This is a genomic window from Pseudomonas sp. MF6396, assembly GCF_002018915.1.
In the GTDB taxonomy this organism is placed as follows: Bacteria; Pseudomonadota; Gammaproteobacteria; order Pseudomonadales; family Pseudomonadaceae; genus Aquipseudomonas; species Aquipseudomonas palmensis.
In genome coordinates this window covers 122,519-141,165 of the sequence record NZ_MVOK01000014.1, presented here as the reverse complement: position 1 = coordinate 141,165, position 18,647 = coordinate 122,519, and the positions used below count along the sequence as shown (strand labels likewise).

The window sequence follows — 18,647 nt, the reverse complement described above, 5'->3', positions numbered from 1 at the left end:
CGGCAAGGCTGGCTCCTACAGGAGCCAGCCTTGCCGGCGAAGGGTCATCTGTTTCAGCCCGGCTGTTGGGTACGCAGCTTCTCGCCACGCCCGCGCAGCCATTCCAGGGTCAGCAACAGCACCACCGAGAACGCGATCAGCAAGGTCGCCGCTGCAGCAATGGTCGGGCTCAGGTTCTCGCGGATACCGCTGAACATCTGGCGTGGCAGCGTGGCCTGCTCCGGCCCGGCGAGGAACAGCGTCACCACCACCTCGTCGAACGATGTCGCGAAGGCGAACAGGGCCCCCGAGATCACACCCGGGGCGATCAGCGGCAGGGTCACCCGGCGGAACGTGGTGACCGGCGAGGCGCCCAGGCTGGCCGCAGCCCGTACCAGGTTGTGGTTGAAGCCTTGCAGGGTGGCCGACACCGTGATGATCACGAACGGTACACCCAGCACCGCATGCACCAGAATCAGCGAGGTGAAGCTGTTGCCCAGGCCCAGCGGGGCGAAGAACAGGTAGCTGGCCACACCGATGATCACCACCGGTACTACCATCGGCGAGATCACCAGCGCCATCACCAGCGATTTGCCGGGGAAGTCGCCACGGGTCAAGCCGATCGAGGCCAGGGTGCCGAACACCATCGCCAGCAGCGTCGCGGCCGGGGCCACGATGATGCTGTTCTTGAGGGCGCGCATCCACTCGGCCGAACCGAAGAAGTCTTGGTACCACTGCAGCGAGAAGCCTTGCAGCGGATACACCAGGAAGCTCCCCGAGTTGAACGACAACGGGATGATCACCAGTACCGGCAACACCAGGAACAGCAGCACCAGCCCGCAAAGGATGCGCAAACTGTAGTACCAGACCCGTTCGACGGGCGACATGTAAGGGCTCAGCATGACAACGCTCCTCAGCTCAGACGCAGGCGGCTTGCGCCAACCAGCCAGCTATAGATCAGGTACAACAGCACGGTGGCCAGCAACAGCAACCCGCCCAGCGCGGTGGCCATGCCCCAGTTGATGCTGGTGTTGGTGTAGAAGGCGACAAAGTAGCTGACCATCTGGTCGTTCGGGCTACCCAGCAGTGCCGGGGTGATGTAGTAGCCGATCGCCAGGATGAACACCAGCAGGCAACCTGCGCCGACGCCGGCATAGGTCTGCGGCAGGTACACCCGCCAGAAGCTGGCGAACGGATGGCAACCCAGGGAGATCGCCGCACGCATGTAGGTCGGGGAAATGCCCTTCATCACGCTGTAGATCGGCAAAATCATGAACGGCAGCAGAATGTGGACCATCGAGATGTACACGCCGGTACGGTTGAACACCAGTTCCATCGGCTTGTCGATCAGCCCCAGCGCCATCAGGCCGCTGTTGATCAGCCCCCCGGACTGGAGCAGCACGATCCACGCCGCCACCCGCACCAGGATCGAGGTCCAGAACGGCAGCAACACCAGGATCATCAGCAGGTTGCTCTGCCGGGTCGGCAGGTTGGCCAGCAGGTAGGCCAGCGGGTACGCCAACGCCAGGCAGATGACGGTGATCACCAGGCCCATCCACAGGGTGCGGGCAAAGATGTCGAGGTAGATGGCCTGGTCCGGGGTGGTCGGCGCCAGCTCGCCCAGGTCATCGATACGGTGGTCCACCGAGGCCAGCAGGTAGAACGGCGTCACGCTGCTGGTGTTGCGGCGGATCGCCTGCCAGTAGGCCGGGTCGCCCCAACGCTCGTCCAGCTCCTGCAACGCATCCTTGTAGGATTGCGGCTCGGTCTTGAACGGCAGGGCCCGGGCAGTCTTGGCCAGCAGGCTGCGGTAGCCGGCCAGCTCCATGTTCAGACGCTTGGAAACATCGCCCAGGGTCTGGTTCTTGCGCGATTCGGCGAGGTCTTCGCTGAGGGCCTTGTACACGTCCTCGCCAGGCAGGCTCTTGCCGTCCCATTCAGCCACCGCGGCGACGGTGCGCGGCAAGCCGCCAACCACCTCGGGGTTGCCGACGCTCTTGTACAGCAGCGCGGCGATCGGCACGATGAAAACCAGCAGCAGAAACACTGCCAGCGGTGCGATCAATGCTTTTGCCTTCCAGCGGTTGACGCGTTCAGCACGCGCCAGGCGCTTCTTGAGGTTGGAACCTGCGCCTTCGTTCAGGGGCACTGCGATGGCCATAGCGAACTCCGAAAATCTTGGAAACAAGAGGCGTCAGCACGATGCCGACGCCCCATTGGCACGGCTTACTTGGCCGCCCAGGCGTTGAAGCGTTGTTCCAGCTGCTCGCTGTTGTCAGCCCAGAACACCACGTCGATCTGCACCTGATTGGCGATGTTCTCCGGCGTGGTCGGCATGTCCTTCTTGACCTCATCCGTCAGCAACGCCACGGCCTTGCTGTTGGCCGGACCGTAGGCGATGTTCGAGGAGAACACCTTCTGCTGCTCGGGCTGGATCGAGAAGGCGATGAACTTCTTGGCGTCCTCGAGGTTTTTCGCGCCCTTCGGAATGGCCCAGGCATCGAAGTCGTAGATACCGCCGTTCCATACCACCTTCAGGTTGCTTTCCTTCTGCACCGCAGCGATGCGACCGTTGTAGGCCGAGCTCATCACCACGTCGCCCGAGGCCAGGTACTGCGGCGGCTGTGCACCTGCTTCCCACCACTGGATGTTTGGCTTGAGGGCGTCGAGCTTCTTGAAGGCGCGGTCCTGGCCTTCCTTGGTGCCCAGCACCTTGTAGACGTCTTTAGGTGCCACACCGTCGGCCATCAGCGCGAATTCCAGGGTGTACTTGGCACCCTTGCGCAGGCCGCGCTTGCCCGGGAATTTCTGGGTATCCCAGAAATCCGCCCAGCTGGTGGGCGCAGTCTTGAGTTTGTCGGCGTTGTAGGCCATGACGGTCGACCACACGAAGAAGCCCACGCCACACGGCTGGATGGCGCCGGCCACATAGTCGGACTCATCGCCGAACAGGGCCGGGTCGAGCTGCTCGAACATGCCTTCGTCACAACCGCGGGCCAGTTCCGGCGACTCCACTTCCACCAGGTTCCAGCTCACGCTCTTGGTGTCGACCATGGCCTTGACCTTGGCCATTTCACCGTTGTAGTCGGCGGGGATGATCTTGCCGTTGCCGGCCTTTTCCCACGGCTCGTAGAACGCCTTGACCTGGGCGGCCTTGTTGGCCCCCCCGAATGCGACCACGGTCAGGTCGGCGGCGATGGCCTGGCTTGCTGCAAACAGGCCCAGGGTCAGAGCGGTCAGCTTCAAGTGTTTGTTCATTATTGTTCTCTCCGCGTTGCTGGGATGGGTGAGGCGATCCTCACTGGGCTTCCAGAATAGGATCGAGTGCGCGACCGTGCTCGACCTCCCAGCCCAGTGGCACCACATCGCCCACGGCCAGGGCCGGGTCGAGCTCGGCGATGGGTTGCTTCACGAAGAAGTCCGCCTTGCCGCACACTTCCAGACGCACCCGCACGTGGTCGCCCAGGTAGATGAATTCGGCCACCCGCCCAGAGAAGCGGTTGACGCAGCTTTCGCTGTGACCGTTCAGACGCACGCGCTCCGGACGGATCGACAGGGTGACCGGCTCGCCCGGCTGGCCGACGTTGACGGCCAGTGCCTCGACCTTCTCGCCACGGGGCAGCGCCACCAGGCAGCGATCGCCGGTCTGGCTGAGCAGACGCCCGTTGATACGGTTGTTCTCGCCGATGAAGTTGGCCACGAAGGTATTCTTCGGCTCTTCATACAGGGTGCGCGGGTCGGCGATCTGCTGGATCTCGCCCTGGTGGAACACGGCCACGCGGTCGGACATGGTCAGCGCTTCGCCCTGGTCGTGGGTCACGTAGACCACGGTCACGCCCAGACGCTGGTGCAGGTGCTTGATTTCCATCTGCATGTGTTCGCGCAGCTGCTTGTCGAGGGCGCCGAGGGGTTCGTCCATCAGTACCAGTTGCGGTTCGAACACCAGGGCGCGAGCCAGCGCTACACGCTGCTGCTGGCCGCCGGAAAGCTGGCCGGGGTAGCGCTGGGCGAAGGTTTCGAGCTGCACCATGTTCAGCACGCGCTTGACCCGCTCGCTGATGTCGGTCTTGCTCAGGTTGCGCACGCTCAGCGGGAAGGCCAGGTTCTCGGCCACGGTCATGTGCGGGAACAACGCATAGTTCTGGAACACCATGCCGATGTCGCGCTTGTGCGGCGGCACGTTGTTGATCGAACGCCCGTCCAGCAGGATCTCGCCGGCGGTAGGGGTTTCGAACCCTGCCAGCATCATCAGGCTGGTGGTCTTGCCCGAGCCCGAGGGGCCGAGCAGGGTCAGGAACTCGCCTTTGCGAATATCCAGATTCAGGTCTTTGACGATCAGCGACTCGCCGTCGTAGCTCTTCTGCACACCACGGAAGCTGACCAGCACTTCGCCGGTTGCAGCGTTCGAATTCACCTCACTCATACCTGCACCTTCTTGTTGGATGACTGCTGTGACCCAAGACTAGAGAAGGCAGAAGGTGGCGCAAATCGGGGGTGCTGAGAGAATGCCATCAGCCGGATGGAAACTTGCGGGTAGGGATTGCCCTACAAGGGTGGCGTTTTCAGACACGTTGATAGCCGTGCTGCCCCCTTCGATGGCAAGCCAGCCCCACAAGGTTTGTCGGTACACGCCGAACCTGTGGCGGCGGGCTTGCCAGCGAAGGGATCAACCCGATGTCGTTTTTGGAACACTCACACCAGCTTGTGCTCCATCGCATACTTCACCAGCTCGGCCAGCGAAGTCACATTCAGCTTCTGCATCAGGCGCGCCTTGTGGGTGCTGATGGTCTTGTTGCTCAGCGCCAGCTGCTGGGCAATGTCGTTGACGTTCGCCCCCTGGGCCAACCGTTCGAACACCGAGAACTCGCGCTCCGACAGCATCGAGTGCAGGGGGCGCGAATCCGTCAGCCCCACCTCGAACACCATGCGGTCGGCCAGGTCCGGATCGATGTAGCGCCCGCCCCCCGCCACCCGGCGAATTGCGGTCAGCAGCAGCGCCGGATCACTGTCCTTGGTCGCGTACCCCGCCGCGCCGATCTTCAGCGCCCGCGCCGCCATCTGCGCCTCGTCATGCATCGACAGCACCAGGATCGCCGGCGGCGCGCTCAACGCGCGAATTCGCGGTATCGCCTCCAGCCCGTTCACCCCCGGCATCGAGATATCCAGCAACACCACCTCGCATTCGGTGTGGCGCAAGGCTTCGAGCAACTGCTCGCCATTGCCGACCTCGCCCACCACCTGCATGTCCTTGGCCAGGCCGATCAACTGCTTGATGCCCTCGCGCACGATGGTGTGGTCTTCGGCAACCAATACTCGAATCACTGTCAGCTCCTGTCGTTGTTCAGGGGGATGCGTACGCTCAACGTGGTGCCCTCGCCCGGTTCGCTGTCCAGGCGCATGCTGCCGCCCAGCATCAGCACGCGCTCGCGCATGCCCACCAGGCCGAACGAGGTCGGGCGCTGGTCACTCTGCACGAAACCCACGCCGTCGTCGCTGATGGTCAGGCACAGCATCGCACCGTCCAGGCCCAGGTTGATCTGCACAGTATGCGCGTGGGCGTGGCGCATGACGTTGGTCAGGGCCTCCTGCAGAATGCGGAACAGGCTGGTGGCCTTGGCGTCGCTGAGCGGCGGCAGGTTGTCCGGTACCTCGACCAGGCACGGGATCTGCGTGCGGGCCTCGAAAGGCCGGGCCTGCCACTCGATGGCCGAGGCAATGCCGGCATCCAGAATCGGCGGGCGCAAGGCCGTGGCGACGTCGCGCACCAGCTGGAACAGCTGCGCGATCAGACGCTTCATGCTGCCCAGGCGTTCGTTCAGGCCCGGGTCCAGCCCGGCATAGGCCAGCTCGCACATCGAGGTTTCCAGCTTGAGCACGGTCAGCATCTGCCCGAGCTCATCATGCACCTCGCGGGCGATCCGCGCTTTCTCTTCCTCGCGCACGCTCTCCAGGTGCGCCGACAGTTCGCGCAGCTGCTCCTGGGAGCGCGCCAGTTCCAGCTCGGCGCGCTTGCTCTGGCTGATGTCCCATACCACCCCGTCCCACACCACGCGGCCGTCGCGCAGATTGCGGGTACTGGCCTTGATGTCGGCCCAGCGCTGCTCACCCTGGCGCGTGACGATGCGGCCCTGCCACGACCAGTCCTGGTCGGTGGCCAGCGCCTGGTCCTGCACGCGGTGATAGTCGGCGCGGTCTTCGCTGTGCACCAGGTTGCGCAAGCCCATGTCCGGGTGCTGCAGTTCGATGGGCGAGTAGCCGACCAGGGCCTCGCTGCCTTCGCTGATATAGGGGAACTCCAGGTCGCCGATCGCCGGGTTGCGTTCCAGCCGGAACACCAGCCCCGGCACGTTGCCGGCAATGCCCTTGAGCCGCGCCTCGCTCTCGCGCAGCGCCGCCAGGGCACGGCGGCGCTCGGTGACGTCATTGATGAACACCACCAGGTATTCGGCATCGCGAAAGCGCAAGAAGCTCAACGACACATCCACCGGTACCAGGCTGCCATCGGCGCGCAGGCACTGGGTCTCGAAGCGCTGCGCCGCCTCGTCGCTGGCCCGTGCACGCTTCCACAGGTCCAGCCAGCGGTCCATGTGCAGGTTGGGCTCGATATCGATCAGCGGGCGATCGTTCAGCGCCCCCGAGGTATAGCCGAGCATGTTTTCGACCGCGCGGTTGGCGTAGCGCACATGGCTGTCCCAATGCACCCACAGGATGCCCACGGTGCTCTGGTCGAGGGAGAACTGGCTCAGGCGCAGCGCCTCTTCGCGGGCCAGGCGCTTGGCGATGTTTTCCCGCGCAGCCAGCAGATTGAGTTCCAACTGCTGTTGCTGGCGCCGCTGCCAGATCACGATGAAGACGCAGCTGAAGAACAGCGCCGCGAACAGCAACGCCAGGTTCTGCCAGAACCCCGGTGACTCGCTCAGGCGCGGGTAGCGGGGTTGCAGCCAGCGGTTGTGCAATTGCTCCAGGTCCTTGGCCGGGATGGCCTGCAGGCCGACCTCGATGATGTCGGCCAGTATCGGCCAGTCACGCCGCGAGCCCACCCGCAGCAACTGCGGCAAACCGATGTCGCCCACCACCACCAGATCGCTGAATTCGTTCTCGCGCGACAACCGGCTCAACTGCGCTTCATCCAGCACCGCGTAGCGCACCTGCTCGCTGAGCAACAGCTGCAAGGCCTGGCGCTCGGCCGGCACGCCTTGAAGATTCAGGTTGGAATAGGTCGCGCGCAGATAGTCGGCCAGTGAACTGGGCATGCGCACTGCCACCCGCTCGTTTTCGGCGAGCCGCTCCAGGTCCACTGCCATCGAGCCGTTGCGCGGGCCCACGATCAACTGCGGTACGCGCATGTAGGGGTCGCTGAACAACCAGCGACGCAGGCTGGCCGGGGTCTGGGTCAGCCCTGGCGCCAGGTCGATCTCGCCGCCGGCCAGGGCATGCTCGAGCGCGGCCTGGTCGGGGAAGTTGCGCCACGTCAGGTCCAGGTCCAATGCCCTGCCCAGCCAGTTCATCAGCTCGACGTTGACACCTGACAGCTGCTGCAGGCGCCGGTCGAACTGCGCGAACGGAGCCTGCAACACCAGGCCCACCCGCAAGCTGCGGTGCTGGTCGAGCCATTGCTGTTGCGCCGGGGCCAGGCGTACCGCAGCCGGTACGGATGCCTGCTCCGCGTTCGCCATAAAGGGCCAGCACAAGCAGCCGATAAACAACAGGCAGCGCAAACGCATCATCTTGAATCTCGTCAATGAAGGGACCGCCATCGAACATGGCCGTCGTCGACAAATACCATTAGGCTGCCGGTATCACTCTGGCCTGGATCGATCAATGTTCGTACTCAAACGCACGGCGCTTTCGGCGCTATGCCTGTCCTTGATACTACCTTGTACCGCACAAGTTCTGGCGCAGGAAACGCCGGCCGCCGACGCCGATGCCGCGCCGGCCACGCGCCAGGCGCTGCCCGAGCGCAGCCAGGAAGACGCCCAGGCCCTGGAGCGGCAAGTGCCCAAGGACGAGCAGCAAACCCTGCAGGCCGGCAGCGACAGTTTCCTGGCCCTGTGGAAACCTGCCAACACCCCGGCACCCGAAGGCGTGGTGATCATCGTCCCGGGTGCCGGCGAGAGCGCCGACTGGCCACGCACCGTCGGCCCCCTGCGGCGCAAGTTCCCCGATGCAAAGTGGGCCAGTCTGAGCCTGAGCCTGCCGGATCTGCTGGCCGAGAGCCCGGTGGCCCGCAAGGAAACCCCGGCACCGCCCCCGCAACCGGACAAGGACGTGAAGGGCGCACCGGCCAAGGCCACGCCGGCCGATGCCAATGCCAACATCGCCCAGGCCACCGCAGCAGAAACCGAAAATAGCGAAAGCGCCGAAGCGCCCGCCAGTACCGATCCGGCGGCCAGTGAAAAGGCCGACGCCGAGCGCATCTTCGCCCGCCTGGATGCCGCCGTCGCCTACGCACAGCAGCAAAACGCACGCAGCGTGGTGCTGCTGGGCAGCGGCAGCGGTGCCTACTGGTCAGCCCGTTACATCAGCGAACGGCAACCGCCGCAGGTGCAAAAGCTGGTGATGGTCGCTGCGCAGAACCCGGCCCGCGTCGAACACAGCCTCGACAGCCTGGCCGCCACGCTCAAGCTGCCGACCGCCGACTTCTACTATGCCAACCAGGCCGGCGCCAGGCAGGCGGCCGTGAACCGCCTGCAGGCCAGCAAGCGACTCAAGGACAGCAGCTACCACCAGGTCGCCCTGACGGCCATGCCCGGCAACCAGGCTGCCGAGCAGGAGCAACTGTTCCGCCGCATTCGCGGCTGGCTGAGCCCGCAAGCGGTCGACTAGAAGCCGCGCCGCTTGCGTACCACCGCGTAGGCCTGATGCAGGTCACGGGTACGCTCGGTGGCGTCGCGCACCTGCGCCGGGCTCGCGCCGCTACCCACCAGTTTGTCCGGATGATGCCGGCTGAGCAGGCGCCGGTAGGCCTGCTTGACCTGTACAGGCTCGGTCTCGGGTAACACCCCCAGCAAGCGCAGGGCCTCGGGATAGCTGATGCCCTGATTGCCCAGGGCCGCCCGGTGCGGCTCGTAGTCGCTGGCCAGTGCCTGCACCCGGGTCGTCGACCAGCCCATCTGCTGCCCCCACTGCATCAGCAGTTCGCGCTCGTGACGCCCTACCCGGCCATCGGCCCAGACCATGCGCCAGCAGGCACGCAGCAAGCCTTCGGCAGCATGGGGTTGCTGCTTGAGGCGACGCAGGTGCGGGTGCAGGCGCTCGCTGCCGCTCTTGCCCCGGTTGAATGCGGCAATCGCGCGCAGACGTGCCGGTTCGCTCATCTCCAGGCGCTGCATTTCCTGACGCGCCTGCTGGATATGTCCGTCGACCACCCGCCCTTCACTCTTGGCCAGGCGCCCAAGCAGCACGAACAGCACTTCGTCGTCGCGCAGCACCGCGCGCCCGCCCAGACGCTCGCGCAGGTGCGCCCAACTGTGCAGTTGCAGACGGCGGTCCATCGCCTGACCGAGCAATGCCCCCAGCAACGCCCCTGGAATGCTGGCGATGGCAAAACCCGCTCCGGCACCAATCACTGTGCTCGGCCACAACATGTCAGCGGCGCTCGGCGAGCAGGCGCTCGACTTCGGCAAGGCGTTCGAGGGTACCGACATCCACCCACTGGCCAGTGAAATGCTCCCCACTGACCAGGCCCTTGGCCATCGCCTGGCGAAACAGCGGTGCCAGCTTGAAGGCGCCGGCCTGGCAACCGTCGAACAGTTCCGGGTGCAGCACGGCGATCCCGCTGTAGGTCAAGGTCGGCGAAACCGCGTCGGCATCCTTGATCTGCCCGGCCTGCAGGCGGAAGTCACCTTTGCCGTGATGGCCCGGGTTGTCCACCAGCACCAGGTGCGCCAGCCCGGACAGCGACGCAGGCAGGCGGCTGAAGTCGTACTCGGTCCAGATGTCGCCGTTGATCAGCGCAAAAGGCGCGTCGCCAAGCAGCGGCAGCGCCTTGTAGATCCCGCCACCGGTTTCCAGTGGTTCGCCTTCGGCGGAATAGCGGATGCTCAGGCTAAGTTGCGCGCCATCGCCCAGGTGCTCTTCGATCTGCTGTCCCAGCCAGGCATGATTGATCACCACCTCGGTGAAGCCCGCCCTCGCCAGGGCGCGCAGGTGATACTCGATCAACGGCACGCCGGCCACCGGCACCAGCGGCTTGGGTGTATGCAGGGTCAGCGGGCGCATGCGCTCGCCCTTGCCTGCGGCCAGAATCATCGCCTTCATGCGCGCGCCCCGCCTGCGGCCTGCAGGCTGTCGATCAGTTCATCCAGCTCGGCCAGCTCAGGGCGGCGGGCGATCACTTCATCTATATAAGCAAAGAACCGCGGCACATCGACCAGGTAGCGCGGCTTGCCGTCACGGTGGCAGATGCGCGCGAAGATGCCGATCACCTTGAGGTGGCGCTGCACGCCCATCAGGTCGCTGGCACGCTGGAAGTCCTCGAAATCGGCCTGCACCGGTACGCCCAGAGCCTGCGCCCGCTGCCAGTAGTCCTTGAGCCAGCCCTCTACCCGTGCCTGCGGCCAACTGAGAAAGGCGTCCTTGAACAGACAGGTGATGTCGTAGGTCACCGGGCCGTACACCGCATCCTGGAAATCCAGCACGCCCGGGTTGGGCACACTCTGCATCAGGTTGCGCGGCATATAGTCACGGTGCACCAGCACCTTGGGCTGGGCCAGGGCGCTGTCGATCAGCAGGCTGCTGATGCGTTGCCAGGCCGCCTGCTGCTCATTATTCATCTGCAGGCCCAGTTCACGGCCCACGTACCACTCTGGGAACAGCTCCAGCTCGCGGCGCAGCAGGGCCACGTCATAACTGGGCAACGGCGCCTGCATCGGCAGTTGCTGGAAGGCCAGCAGCGCCTGGATGGCATCGTCGAACAGGCCATCGGCGTTGTCGCTGGTGATCACATCGAGGTAGGTGTGGTTGCCCAGATCACTCAGCAGCAGGAAGCCGCGCTCGAGATCCTGAGCGTGAATTTGCGGCACATTGACCTCGGCGCTGGCCAATAAATGAGCAATTTCCACAAAAGGCCGGCAGTTTTCCTGCGGCGGCGGGGCATCCATCACAATAAAACTGCGTCCTTCGGCGGCCCAGCGGAAGTAGCGGCGAAAGCTCGCGTCGCTGCTGGCAGCGGTCAGGCAGCCCGCTGGAACCGGACCCCAGCCCTGTTTATGGAAAAGATTTGCCAGCTGTTCGGCCAGCCATACATTCAGGTGTTGCAGGCGTACATCATGTTCGGGCATTACATGGGTCTCCGACGGCCCTAGCCGTCAAGCGGGTCATGCTTTATTATCCAGCATCTTTTTCAGACCATCGAGAGGCGTGCGGCCCCACACGCGGGCAGATGGCACGCAGGAAGCCCGGACTAATAAGATGGCATTGAAATCCCCCGCGTTTCGTAAAAAATTCCCGTTGCTCGTCACCGGCGGTCTGCTGGCGATGCAACCCCTGGCCACGTCGTACGTGGTGGCTGCCGAGCAGTTCGACTGCCAAGTTTCCGCTGCCGGAGGTTGGGACTGCAAGCCCAAGACCAGCACCGCGAACCTGCCACCACGCCCTGTGCATGACGGTGCGGCGGTCAGCTCGGCCGGCGAAACGCCTGCCCAGAGCGCCGACGGCAGTGCCGAAGCGGCGGGCAAGGGCCCAGCACTCGTCACCGAAACCAAGGGGCGCGGCCTGAAGGCACGCAGCGCCGACTACAGCCATCTGGACTGGGTACCACGCGATCAGCTGACCCCTGCCCAGCTCGCCGAAGCCGGCCCGTATTGCTCCGGGGCCTACATCGAGCCAACCCGTCCGGGCATGGATGACACCACGCCCAAGGACGAGGCGCCGACCTTCATCGGTGCCAAGGTATCGCGTTACCAGCAGGAGCAGCAGATCGCCACCCTCGCCGGTGACGTGGTGATGCGCCAGGGCAGCATGCAGGTCGAGGCCGACGAGGCCAATCTGTATCAGGCCGAGAACCGTGGCGAACTGAGCGGCAACGTGAAGATCCGCGACAACGGTTCGCTGGTGGTTGGCGATCACGCCGACATCCAACTCGCCACCGGTGAAGCCAAGGTCGACAACGCCGAGTACGTGATGCACAAATCGCGTATCCGCGGTAACGCGCTGTACGCCAAGCGTGCCGAAAACGCGATCATTCGCCTCAAGGACGGTACCTACACCACCTGCGAGCCGAACAGCAACGCCTGGCAGCTCAAGGGCAACAACATCACGCTGAACCCGGCCACCGGTTTCGGTACCGCGACCAACGTCACCTTGCGGGTCAAGGATGTACCGGTGTTCTACACCCCGTACATCTACTTCCCGATCGATGACCGTCGCCAGTCCGGCTTCCTGCCGCCATCGTTCAGTACCAGCAGCGACACCGGCTTCATGCTGGTCACTCCGTACTACTTCAACCTGGCACCGAACTACGACGCCACCTTGTATCCACGCTACATGGCCAAGCGCGGCCTGTTGATGGAAGGCGAGTTCCGCTACCTGACCAAGTCCAGCGAAGGGCAGTTCGGTGGTGCGTGGCTGAATGACGAGGAGGACGAGCGCAAGCGCCAGTCCGACTACAAGGAAAAACGCTGGCTGATCAACTGGCAGCACAAGGGTGGCCTGGACGAGCGCCTGATGACCGAGGTCGATTACACCGACATCAGCGATCCGTACTATTTCCAGGATCTGGAATCGGATCAGATCGGCGTACAGAGCCAGGACTACATCAACCAGCAAGGTGCGTTGACCTATCGAGGCGACGATTACACTGCGCGGTTGAATGTGCAGGACTACAAGCTGGCGACCATCAGCAAGATCACTCCTTACGGGCGCCTGCCGCAGGTTACGTTCAACGGCAAGCTGCCGTACAACCCTGGTGGCCTGGACTTCGCCTACAAGACCGAGTTCGTACGCTTCGAGCGTGATCTACGTAACGGCAATTTCATTGATAAAAATGGTAACCCAGAACTTCGTTATGACGAACGAGTCAGGGGCTTGGCTCGCTCCAACGGCAATCGAATCAACGCCGTACCTGAGGTCAGCCTTCCGATGGAATGGAGTTATGGCTTTATCAAGCCGTCCGTTAAGTATGCCTACACCCGGTACGACCTTGATCTAGACCAGCAAGGCAAAGACTTTCTGGCTAGTAACCAGAACCTGAACTCGAACACTCGAGAGTCGTTCAGCAGCTCACAAAGTCGTAACGTACCGATCTTCAGTGTCGACAGCGGCCTGTATTTCGACCGTGATACCCAGTGGTTCGGCAACAACTACCGTCAGTCTCTGGAACCACGTCTGTTCTACCTGAACGTGCCATACAGGGATCAGAACGACATCCCGGTATTTGATACCAGCGAAAGCACGTTCAGCTACTCATCCCTGTTCCGTGACAATCGCTTCAGTGGTTCAGACCGCATCGGCGACGAGAACAAGTTGTCGCTGGGCGTAACAAACCGCTGGATTGAAGAAAACGGCTTTGAACGTATGCGCGTCAGCATTGGTCAAGCTATGTACTTCAAGGACCGCAAGGTTCAGTTGCCTGGCATCTACTATAAAAACCGTGATGACGCGCAAGCCAATGTTTCGCCCTACGCGCTGGAACACGAGTATCGCTTTAACCGGGACTGGAGCTTGAGATCCGACTTCAACTGGGACCCGGACAGCCACAGCACACGCTCCGGCAGCACCATGTTCCACTACCAGCCGGAAGACAATGTCAACAAGATCGTCAACCTGGGTTATCGCTATCGTAACGACATAGTGCGTTACAACCAGAGCACCGGCCAATGGCAGGTGGGTGGTGGCGACTACGGCACCCCAGGCCAACCGGGCTACGTCAAGGACTACTACAAGATCCAGCAGCATGACTTCTCCGTCATGTGGCCGATCGTTCCGCAGTGGACCGCAATCGCCCGCTGGCAGCACGACTACAACCGCAACCGCACCCTGGAAGCCATGGGCGGTTTCGAATATGACAACTGCTGCTGGAAGCTGCGCCTGATCAACCGTTACTGGGTCGACTACGACGAGTTCAGTCAGGACGCACCCTCCAACGAAAAAGGCGACCATGGGATCTTCCTGCAGATCGTGCTGAAAGGCCTCGGTGGTGTAGTGGGTAAAAAGGTCGAAACTTTCCTCGACGAAGGCATTCAAGGTTACCGTGCACGTGAAGACCAAGCTTATTGACTGTCTGCGCCCGCTGATGCTGGGCGCTGTATTACTGAGCAGCACCGCGCACGCCGCGGTGCAGACCCTGGACAAGGTGGTGGCCATCGTCGACAACGACGTGGTCATGCAAAGCCAACTGGACCAGCGCGTGCGCGAGGTCGAACAGACCATCGCCAAGCGCGGCGGCGCCACACCTCCGCCCGGCGTGCTCGACCAGCAGGTGCTGGAGCGCCTGATCGTGGAAAACCTGCAACTGCAGATTGGCGATCGTTCCGGCATCCGCATCACCGACGAAGAACTCAACCAGGCCATGGACACCATTGCCCAGCGCAACGGCATGAACATGAGCCAGTTCCGTGCGGCCCTGGCCCATGACGGCCTGTCGTTCGATGACGCCCGCGAGCAGGTCCGTCGCGAGATGATCATCAGCCGCGTGCGCCAGCGCCGGGTAGCCGAACGCATCCAGGTTTCGGAACAGGAAGTGAAGAACTTCCTCGCCTCGGACCTGGGCAAGATGCAGTTGTCCGAAGAGTTCCGCCTGGCCAACATCCTGATCCCGACCCCGGAAAGCGCCAACTCGGCGGCTATCCAGGCGGCTGGCCAGCAAGCCGCCGCGATCTACCAGCAGCTCAAGCAAGGCGCCGACTTCGCCCAGCTGGCGACTGCCCGTTCGGCCAGCGAGAACGCACTGGAAGGTGGCGAGATGGGCTGGCGCAAGGCCGCCCAGCTGCCACCTCCTTTCGATCGCCTGCTCAGCACCATGGCTGTGGGTGACGTGACCGAGCCTGTACGCACACCAGGTGGCTTCATCATCCTGAAGCTGCAGGAAAAGCGCGGTGGCCAGACACAACTGCGCGACGAAGTGCATGTTCGCCACATCCTGATCAAGCCAAGCGAAGTGCGCAGCGAAGCCGCCACCCAGCAACTGGCGGAAAAGCTCTATGAACGCATCAGCGCCGGCGAAGATTTCGCCGAGCTGGCGAAGAGCTTCTCCGAAGATCCGGGTTCAGCGCTCAATGGCGGCGACCTCAACTGGGTCGATCCGAACGCACTGGTACCCGAGTTCCGCGAAGTCATGGCCAGCACCCCTCAGGGTCAGCTGTCCAAGCCGTTCCAGACCCAATACGGATGGCACGTACTGGAAGTCCTGGGTCGTCGCTCCACCGACAGCACCGAACAGGCACGCGAACAGCAAGCCATGAACGTGCTGCGCAACCGCAAGTACGACGAAGAGCTGCAAAGCTGGCTGCGTCAGATCCGCGACGAAGCCTATGTTGAAATCAAGCTTCCTGGCGCCGACCAGGCAGCCCAGTGAAACACCAGCGCTTCGCCCTGACACCCGGCGAGCCGGCCGGCATAGGACCTGACCTGTGCCTGCTGCTCGCCGAGCACGCCCAGCCCCACCCCCTGATCGCCATTACCAGTCGTGACCTGCTCGTCGAGCGGGCCGCGCAACTGGGCTTGGCCGTCACGCTGCTGCCTGTCAGCCCCGACGCCTTCCCGGATGCGCCTGCCCCTGCGGGCAGCCTGTACGTGTGGGACACGCCGCTGGCAAGCCGGGTAGTCGCCGGGCAGCTGGACAAACGCAACGCCGCCTTCGTACTGCAAACCCTGACCCGTGCGGGCCAGGGCTGCCTTCACGGGCACTTTGCCGGGATGATCACCGCGCCCGTGCACAAGGGCGTGATCAACGAAAGCGGCATTGCGTTTTCCGGGCATACCGAATTCCTCGCCGAGCTGACCCACACTGCGCAAGTGGTGATGATGCTTGCCACCCGCGGGCTGCGCGTGGCCCTGGTGACCACGCACCTGCCGCTGCGCGCAGTGGCCGACGCCATCACCGCCGAACGCCTGGAGCGGGTCACGCGGATCCTGCATGCCGACCTGCAGAGCAAGTTCGGCATCGCCCAGCCACGCATCCTGGTGTGCGGGCTCAACCCGCATGCGGGTGAAGGCGGCCACCTGGGCAGCGAAGAAATAGACATCATCGAACCGACATTGGCGCGCCTGCGCAGCGAAGGCATGGACCTGCGCGGCCCGTTGCCTGCCGACACCCTGTTTACCCCCAAATATCTGGAGCACTGCGACGCAGTGCTGGCGATGTACCACGACCAGGGCCTGCCGGTGCTCAAGTACAAGGGCTTCGGCGCCGCCTTGAACGTTACCCTGGGCCTGCCGATCATTCGCACATCGGTGGACCACGGCACCGCCCTGGACCTTGCCGGCACCGGCAGGATCGACACCGGCAGCCTGCAGGTAGCACTGGAAACCGCCTACCAGATGGCCGAGACCCATTTATGACCGAGCAATACCAACACAAGGCGCGCAAGCGCTTCGGCCAGAACTTTCTGCACGACGCCGGCGTCATCGACCGCATCCTGCGCTCGATCAGCGCCAAGGCAGGTGAGCGCCTGCTGGAAATCGGTCCGGGCCAGGGCGCCCTGACCCAGGGCCTGCTCAACAGCGGCGGCCAGCTGGATGTGGTGGAACTGGACAAGGACCTGGTACCGATCCTCAACCAGCAGTTCGCCGGCCGTGACAACTTCCGCCTGCATCAGGGCGATGCGCTCAAGTTCGACTTCACCAGCCTGGGCGCCGCGCCGCGCAGCCTGCGGGTGGTCGGCAACCTGCCGTACAACATCTCCACCCCACTGATCTTTCACCTGCTGGCCAACGCCGAGCTGATCCGCGACATGCACTTCATGCTGCAGAAGGAAGTGGTCGAGCGCCTGGCCGCCGGCCCGGGCGGTGGCGACTGGGGCCGCCTGTCGATCATGGTGCAGTACCACTGCCGCGTGGAACACCTGTTCAACGTCGGCCCGGGGGCGTTCAACCCACCGCCCAAGGTCGATTCGGCCATCGTGCGCCTGGTGCCCCACACCACCCTGCCGCACCCGGCAAAGGACCATCGCCTGCTCGAGCGCATCGTGCGCGAAGCGTTCAACCAGCGCCGCAAGACACTGCGCAACACCTTGAAGGCCCTGCTCAGCAGCGACGAGATCGCCGCCGCCGGTGTCGATGGCAGCCTGCGCCCCGAGCAACTGGACCTGGCCGCCTTCGTGCGCCTGGCCGACAAGCTGGCCGAACAGCCGCAGTAACACCTGATAACGGCCGGTCATGCCCGCATGACTGGCCGGCAACCCCGCCGATAGCCTAGACTGATGCCATTGCCGTATTCGCGTCTGTTGCCAAGGCCCTCTTGAATGTCCGATCCCCGCTATCAGGTCGACGTCGACGTCGTCACCCGCTTCCTCAAAGAACATTCCGATCCCGAAAACGACCGCTTTGCCTTTGCCTACACCATTACCGTGCACAACAACGGTTCGGTGGCGGCCAAGCTGATGTCGCGTCACTGGCTCATCACCAATGGCGATGGCCAGGTGGAAGAGGTCAAGGGCGCCGGGGTGATCGGTCAGCAGCCGCTGATCGAGCCTGGCCAGAGCCACACCTACAGCAGTGGTGCCGTGCTCAGCACCCAGGTGGGCACCATGGAAGGCAGCTATCAGATGTTCGCCGAGGATGGCATCCGTTTCGAGGCCCCGATCAAGGCGTTCCGCCTGGCCGTACCCGGGTCGCTGCACTGATGGCGGTGTATGCCGTCGGCGATCTCCAGGGCTGCCTGCAACCGCTCAAATGCCTGCTCGAGCGGGTGAACTTCAACCCGTCGGTCGACCGCCTGTGGCTGGTCGGCGACCTGGTCAACCGCGGCCCCGAGTCGCTGGAAACCCTGCGCTATCTGTACGCCATGCGCGACTCGCTGGTGTGCGTGCTGGGCAACCACGACCTGCACCTGCTGGCCGCCTGGCATAACATCGAGCGCCTGAAGAAAAGCGACACCCTGCGCGAGATTCTCGACGCCCCGGATGCCGACGAACTGCTCGACTGGCTGCGCCGGCAAAAGCTGCTGCATTACGACGAGCAGCGCGGCGTGGCGATGGTGCATGCCGGCATTCCACCGCAGTGGACCCTGGGCAAGGCGCTGGAGCTGGCTGGCGAGGTCGAAGAAGTGCTACGCGATGACAATCGGCTCAAGCTCTATCTGGACGGCATGTACGGCAACGAGCCGAACAAGTGGAGCAAGAACCTGGGCGGGGTCGAACGCCTGCGGGTCATCACCAATTATTTCACCCGCATGCGCTTCTGCACCGCCGAGGGCAAACTGGACCTCAAGGGCAAGGAAGGCGCCGACACCGCCCCACCCGGCTACAAACCGTGGTTCGCCCACAAGGGCCGTCGCTCGCGTCACGTGAAGATCATCTTTGGACACTGGGCAGCCCTCGAGGGCCGCTGCACCGAGCCAGGCGTGTACGCACTGGATACCGGCTGCGTGTGGGGCGGTGCGATGACCCTGTTCAATGTCGATACCGGCCAGTACCACCGCTGCGAGTGCACCGAAGAAGGCACCGTTCGCCCGCTGGCCAGCCCCGTGCAACCGGCTAGAATAGCCGATCAATCCTGAAGGACCCGCC

General features: G+C 63.6%; 16 protein-coding genes. 7 read left to right on the top strand and 9 right to left on the bottom strand.

Features of this window, described 5'->3' with window-relative positions; translation table 11 throughout:
* Window positions 1-53 precede the first annotated feature (53 nt).
* The 6 genes from MF6396_RS16165 to MF6396_RS16140 form a co-directional block, all read right to left on the bottom strand.
* On the bottom strand, window positions 54-881 hold the full coding sequence (locus MF6396_RS16165) for an ABC transporter permease (RefSeq protein ID WP_043863768.1): 828 nt from the start codon (window positions 879-881) through the stop codon (window positions 54-56).
* An 11-nt stretch (window positions 882-892) separates the two neighbouring features.
* The gene (locus MF6396_RS16160; protein ID WP_043863767.1) at window positions 893-2,140 is read right to left on the bottom strand and encodes an ABC transporter permease; all 1,248 of its coding nucleotides are present in this window, start codon (window positions 2,138-2,140) and stop codon (window positions 893-895) included.
* Window positions 2,141-2,205: 65 nt separating this feature from the next.
* On the bottom strand, window positions 2,206-3,237 hold the full coding sequence (locus MF6396_RS16155) for an ABC transporter substrate-binding protein (protein WP_054915954.1): 1,032 nt from the start codon (window positions 3,235-3,237) through the stop codon (window positions 2,206-2,208).
* Window positions 3,238-3,277: 40 nt separating this feature from the next.
* Entirely contained in the window at window positions 3,278-4,402 is a 1,125-nt protein-coding gene (locus MF6396_RS16150) for an ABC transporter ATP-binding protein (protein ID WP_043863765.1), read from the bottom strand.
* Window positions 4,403-4,671: 269 nt separating this feature from the next.
* Window positions 4,672-5,301: a response regulator gene (locus tag MF6396_RS16145; protein ID WP_078480901.1), complete on the bottom strand. Its 630-nt coding sequence runs from the start codon at window positions 5,299-5,301 to the stop codon at window positions 4,672-4,674.
* A 2-nt stretch (window positions 5,302-5,303) separates the two neighbouring features.
* A complete protein-coding gene (locus MF6396_RS16140; RefSeq protein ID WP_078480899.1) occupies window positions 5,304-7,706 on the bottom strand; it encodes a PAS domain-containing sensor histidine kinase in 2,403 nt (800 codons plus the stop codon).
* Between the two features lie 94 nt (window positions 7,707-7,800).
* Between MF6396_RS16140 and MF6396_RS16135 the strand changes: the two genes are divergently transcribed.
* Window positions 7,801-8,805 carry an alpha/beta hydrolase family protein gene (locus tag MF6396_RS16135; RefSeq protein ID WP_058541837.1) on the top strand — a complete coding sequence of 335 codons (1,005 nt, stop codon included), beginning with the start codon at window positions 7,801-7,803 and terminating at the stop codon, window positions 8,803-8,805.
* Here MF6396_RS16135 and MF6396_RS16130 read toward each other — a convergent pair.
* The 3 genes from MF6396_RS16130 to MF6396_RS16120 are packed head-to-tail and all read right to left on the bottom strand — an operon-like array spanning window position 8,802 to window position 11,261.
* The gene (locus tag MF6396_RS16130) at window positions 8,802-9,566 is read right to left on the bottom strand and encodes a TerB family tellurite resistance protein (protein WP_078480898.1); all 765 of its coding nucleotides are present in this window, start codon (window positions 9,564-9,566) and stop codon (window positions 8,802-8,804) included. The genes MF6396_RS16135 and MF6396_RS16130 overlap by 4 nt on opposite strands.
* 1 nt (window position 9,567) lies before the next feature.
* Window positions 9,568-10,239 (bottom strand): N-acetylmuramate alpha-1-phosphate uridylyltransferase MurU, encoded by a 672-nt coding sequence (gene murU, locus MF6396_RS16125; protein WP_078480896.1) that lies wholly within the window; start codon window positions 10,237-10,239, stop codon window positions 9,568-9,570.
* Window positions 10,236-11,261 (bottom strand): aminoglycoside phosphotransferase family protein, encoded by a 1,026-nt coding sequence (locus MF6396_RS16120; protein WP_078480895.1) that lies wholly within the window; start codon window positions 11,259-11,261, stop codon window positions 10,236-10,238. The genes murU and MF6396_RS16120 overlap by 4 nt, the downstream gene beginning before the upstream one ends.
* A 130-nt stretch (window positions 11,262-11,391) precedes the next feature.
* On the opposite strand from MF6396_RS16120, the gene MF6396_RS16115 reads away from it, so the two are divergent.
* From MF6396_RS16115 to MF6396_RS16090, 6 genes are all read left to right on the top strand, one after another.
* Complete coding sequence (locus tag MF6396_RS16115; RefSeq protein ID WP_078480893.1) at window positions 11,392-14,196, top strand: LPS-assembly protein LptD; 2,805 nt, start codon at window positions 11,392-11,394, stop codon at window positions 14,194-14,196.
* A complete protein-coding gene (locus MF6396_RS16110; protein WP_043863757.1) occupies window positions 14,177-15,493 on the top strand; it encodes a peptidylprolyl isomerase in 1,317 nt (438 codons plus the stop codon). Before MF6396_RS16115 ends, MF6396_RS16110 begins: the two co-directional genes overlap by 20 nt.
* A complete protein-coding gene (gene pdxA / locus MF6396_RS16105; RefSeq protein ID WP_078480892.1) occupies window positions 15,490-16,479 on the top strand; it encodes a 4-hydroxythreonine-4-phosphate dehydrogenase PdxA in 990 nt (329 codons plus the stop codon). Before MF6396_RS16110 ends, pdxA begins: the two co-directional genes overlap by 4 nt.
* On the top strand, window positions 16,476-17,276 hold the full coding sequence (gene rsmA / locus MF6396_RS16100) for a 16S rRNA (adenine(1518)-N(6)/adenine(1519)-N(6))-dimethyltransferase RsmA (RefSeq protein WP_043863755.1): 801 nt from the start codon (window positions 16,476-16,478) through the stop codon (window positions 17,274-17,276). The genes pdxA and rsmA overlap by 4 nt, the downstream gene beginning before the upstream one ends.
* 105 nt (window positions 17,277-17,381) lie before the next feature.
* On the top strand, window positions 17,382-17,762 hold the full coding sequence (gene apaG / locus MF6396_RS16095; protein ID WP_043863754.1) for a Co2+/Mg2+ efflux protein ApaG: 381 nt from the start codon (window positions 17,382-17,384) through the stop codon (window positions 17,760-17,762).
* Window positions 17,762-18,637: a symmetrical bis(5'-nucleosyl)-tetraphosphatase gene (locus MF6396_RS16090; protein ID WP_054915960.1), complete on the top strand. Its 876-nt coding sequence runs from the start codon at window positions 17,762-17,764 to the stop codon at window positions 18,635-18,637. Before apaG ends, MF6396_RS16090 begins: the two co-directional genes overlap by 1 nt.
* The last annotated feature ends 10 nt before the right edge of the window (window positions 18,638-18,647 follow it).

Excerpts from the sequence above, each read along its gene's own strand:
- MF6396_RS16165 (WP_043863768.1), bottom strand. The coding sequence starts at position 881 with ATGCTGAGCCCTTACATGTCGCCCGTCGAACGGGTCTGGTACTACAGT.
- MF6396_RS16160 (WP_043863767.1), bottom strand. The coding sequence starts at position 2,140 with ATGGCCATCGCAGTGCCCCTGAACGAAGGCGCAGGTTCCAACCTCAAG.
- MF6396_RS16155 (WP_054915954.1), bottom strand. The coding sequence starts at position 3,237 with ATGAACAAACACTTGAAGCTGACCGCTCTGACCCTGGGCCTGTTTGCA.
- MF6396_RS16150 (WP_043863765.1), bottom strand. The coding sequence starts at position 4,402 with ATGAGTGAGGTGAATTCGAACGCTGCAACCGGCGAAGTGCTGGTCAGC.
- MF6396_RS16140 (WP_078480899.1), bottom strand. The coding sequence starts at position 7,706 with ATGATGCGTTTGCGCTGCCTGTTGTTTATCGGCTGCTTGTGCTGGCCC.
- MF6396_RS16135 (WP_058541837.1), top strand. The coding sequence starts at position 7,801 with ATGTTCGTACTCAAACGCACGGCGCTTTCGGCGCTATGCCTGTCCTTG.
- MF6396_RS16130 (WP_078480898.1), bottom strand. The coding sequence starts at position 9,566 with ATGTTGTGGCCGAGCACAGTGATTGGTGCCGGAGCGGGTTTTGCCATC.
- murU (WP_078480896.1), bottom strand. The coding sequence starts at position 10,239 with ATGAAGGCGATGATTCTGGCCGCAGGCAAGGGCGAGCGCATGCGCCCG.
- MF6396_RS16120 (WP_078480895.1), bottom strand. The coding sequence starts at position 11,261 with ATGCCCGAACATGATGTACGCCTGCAACACCTGAATGTATGGCTGGCC.
- MF6396_RS16115 (WP_078480893.1), top strand. The coding sequence starts at position 11,392 with ATGGCATTGAAATCCCCCGCGTTTCGTAAAAAATTCCCGTTGCTCGTC.
- rsmA (WP_043863755.1), top strand. The coding sequence starts at position 16,476 with ATGACCGAGCAATACCAACACAAGGCGCGCAAGCGCTTCGGCCAGAAC.
- apaG (WP_043863754.1), top strand. The coding sequence starts at position 17,382 with ATGTCCGATCCCCGCTATCAGGTCGACGTCGACGTCGTCACCCGCTTC.
- MF6396_RS16090 (WP_054915960.1), top strand. The coding sequence starts at position 17,762 with ATGGCGGTGTATGCCGTCGGCGATCTCCAGGGCTGCCTGCAACCGCTC.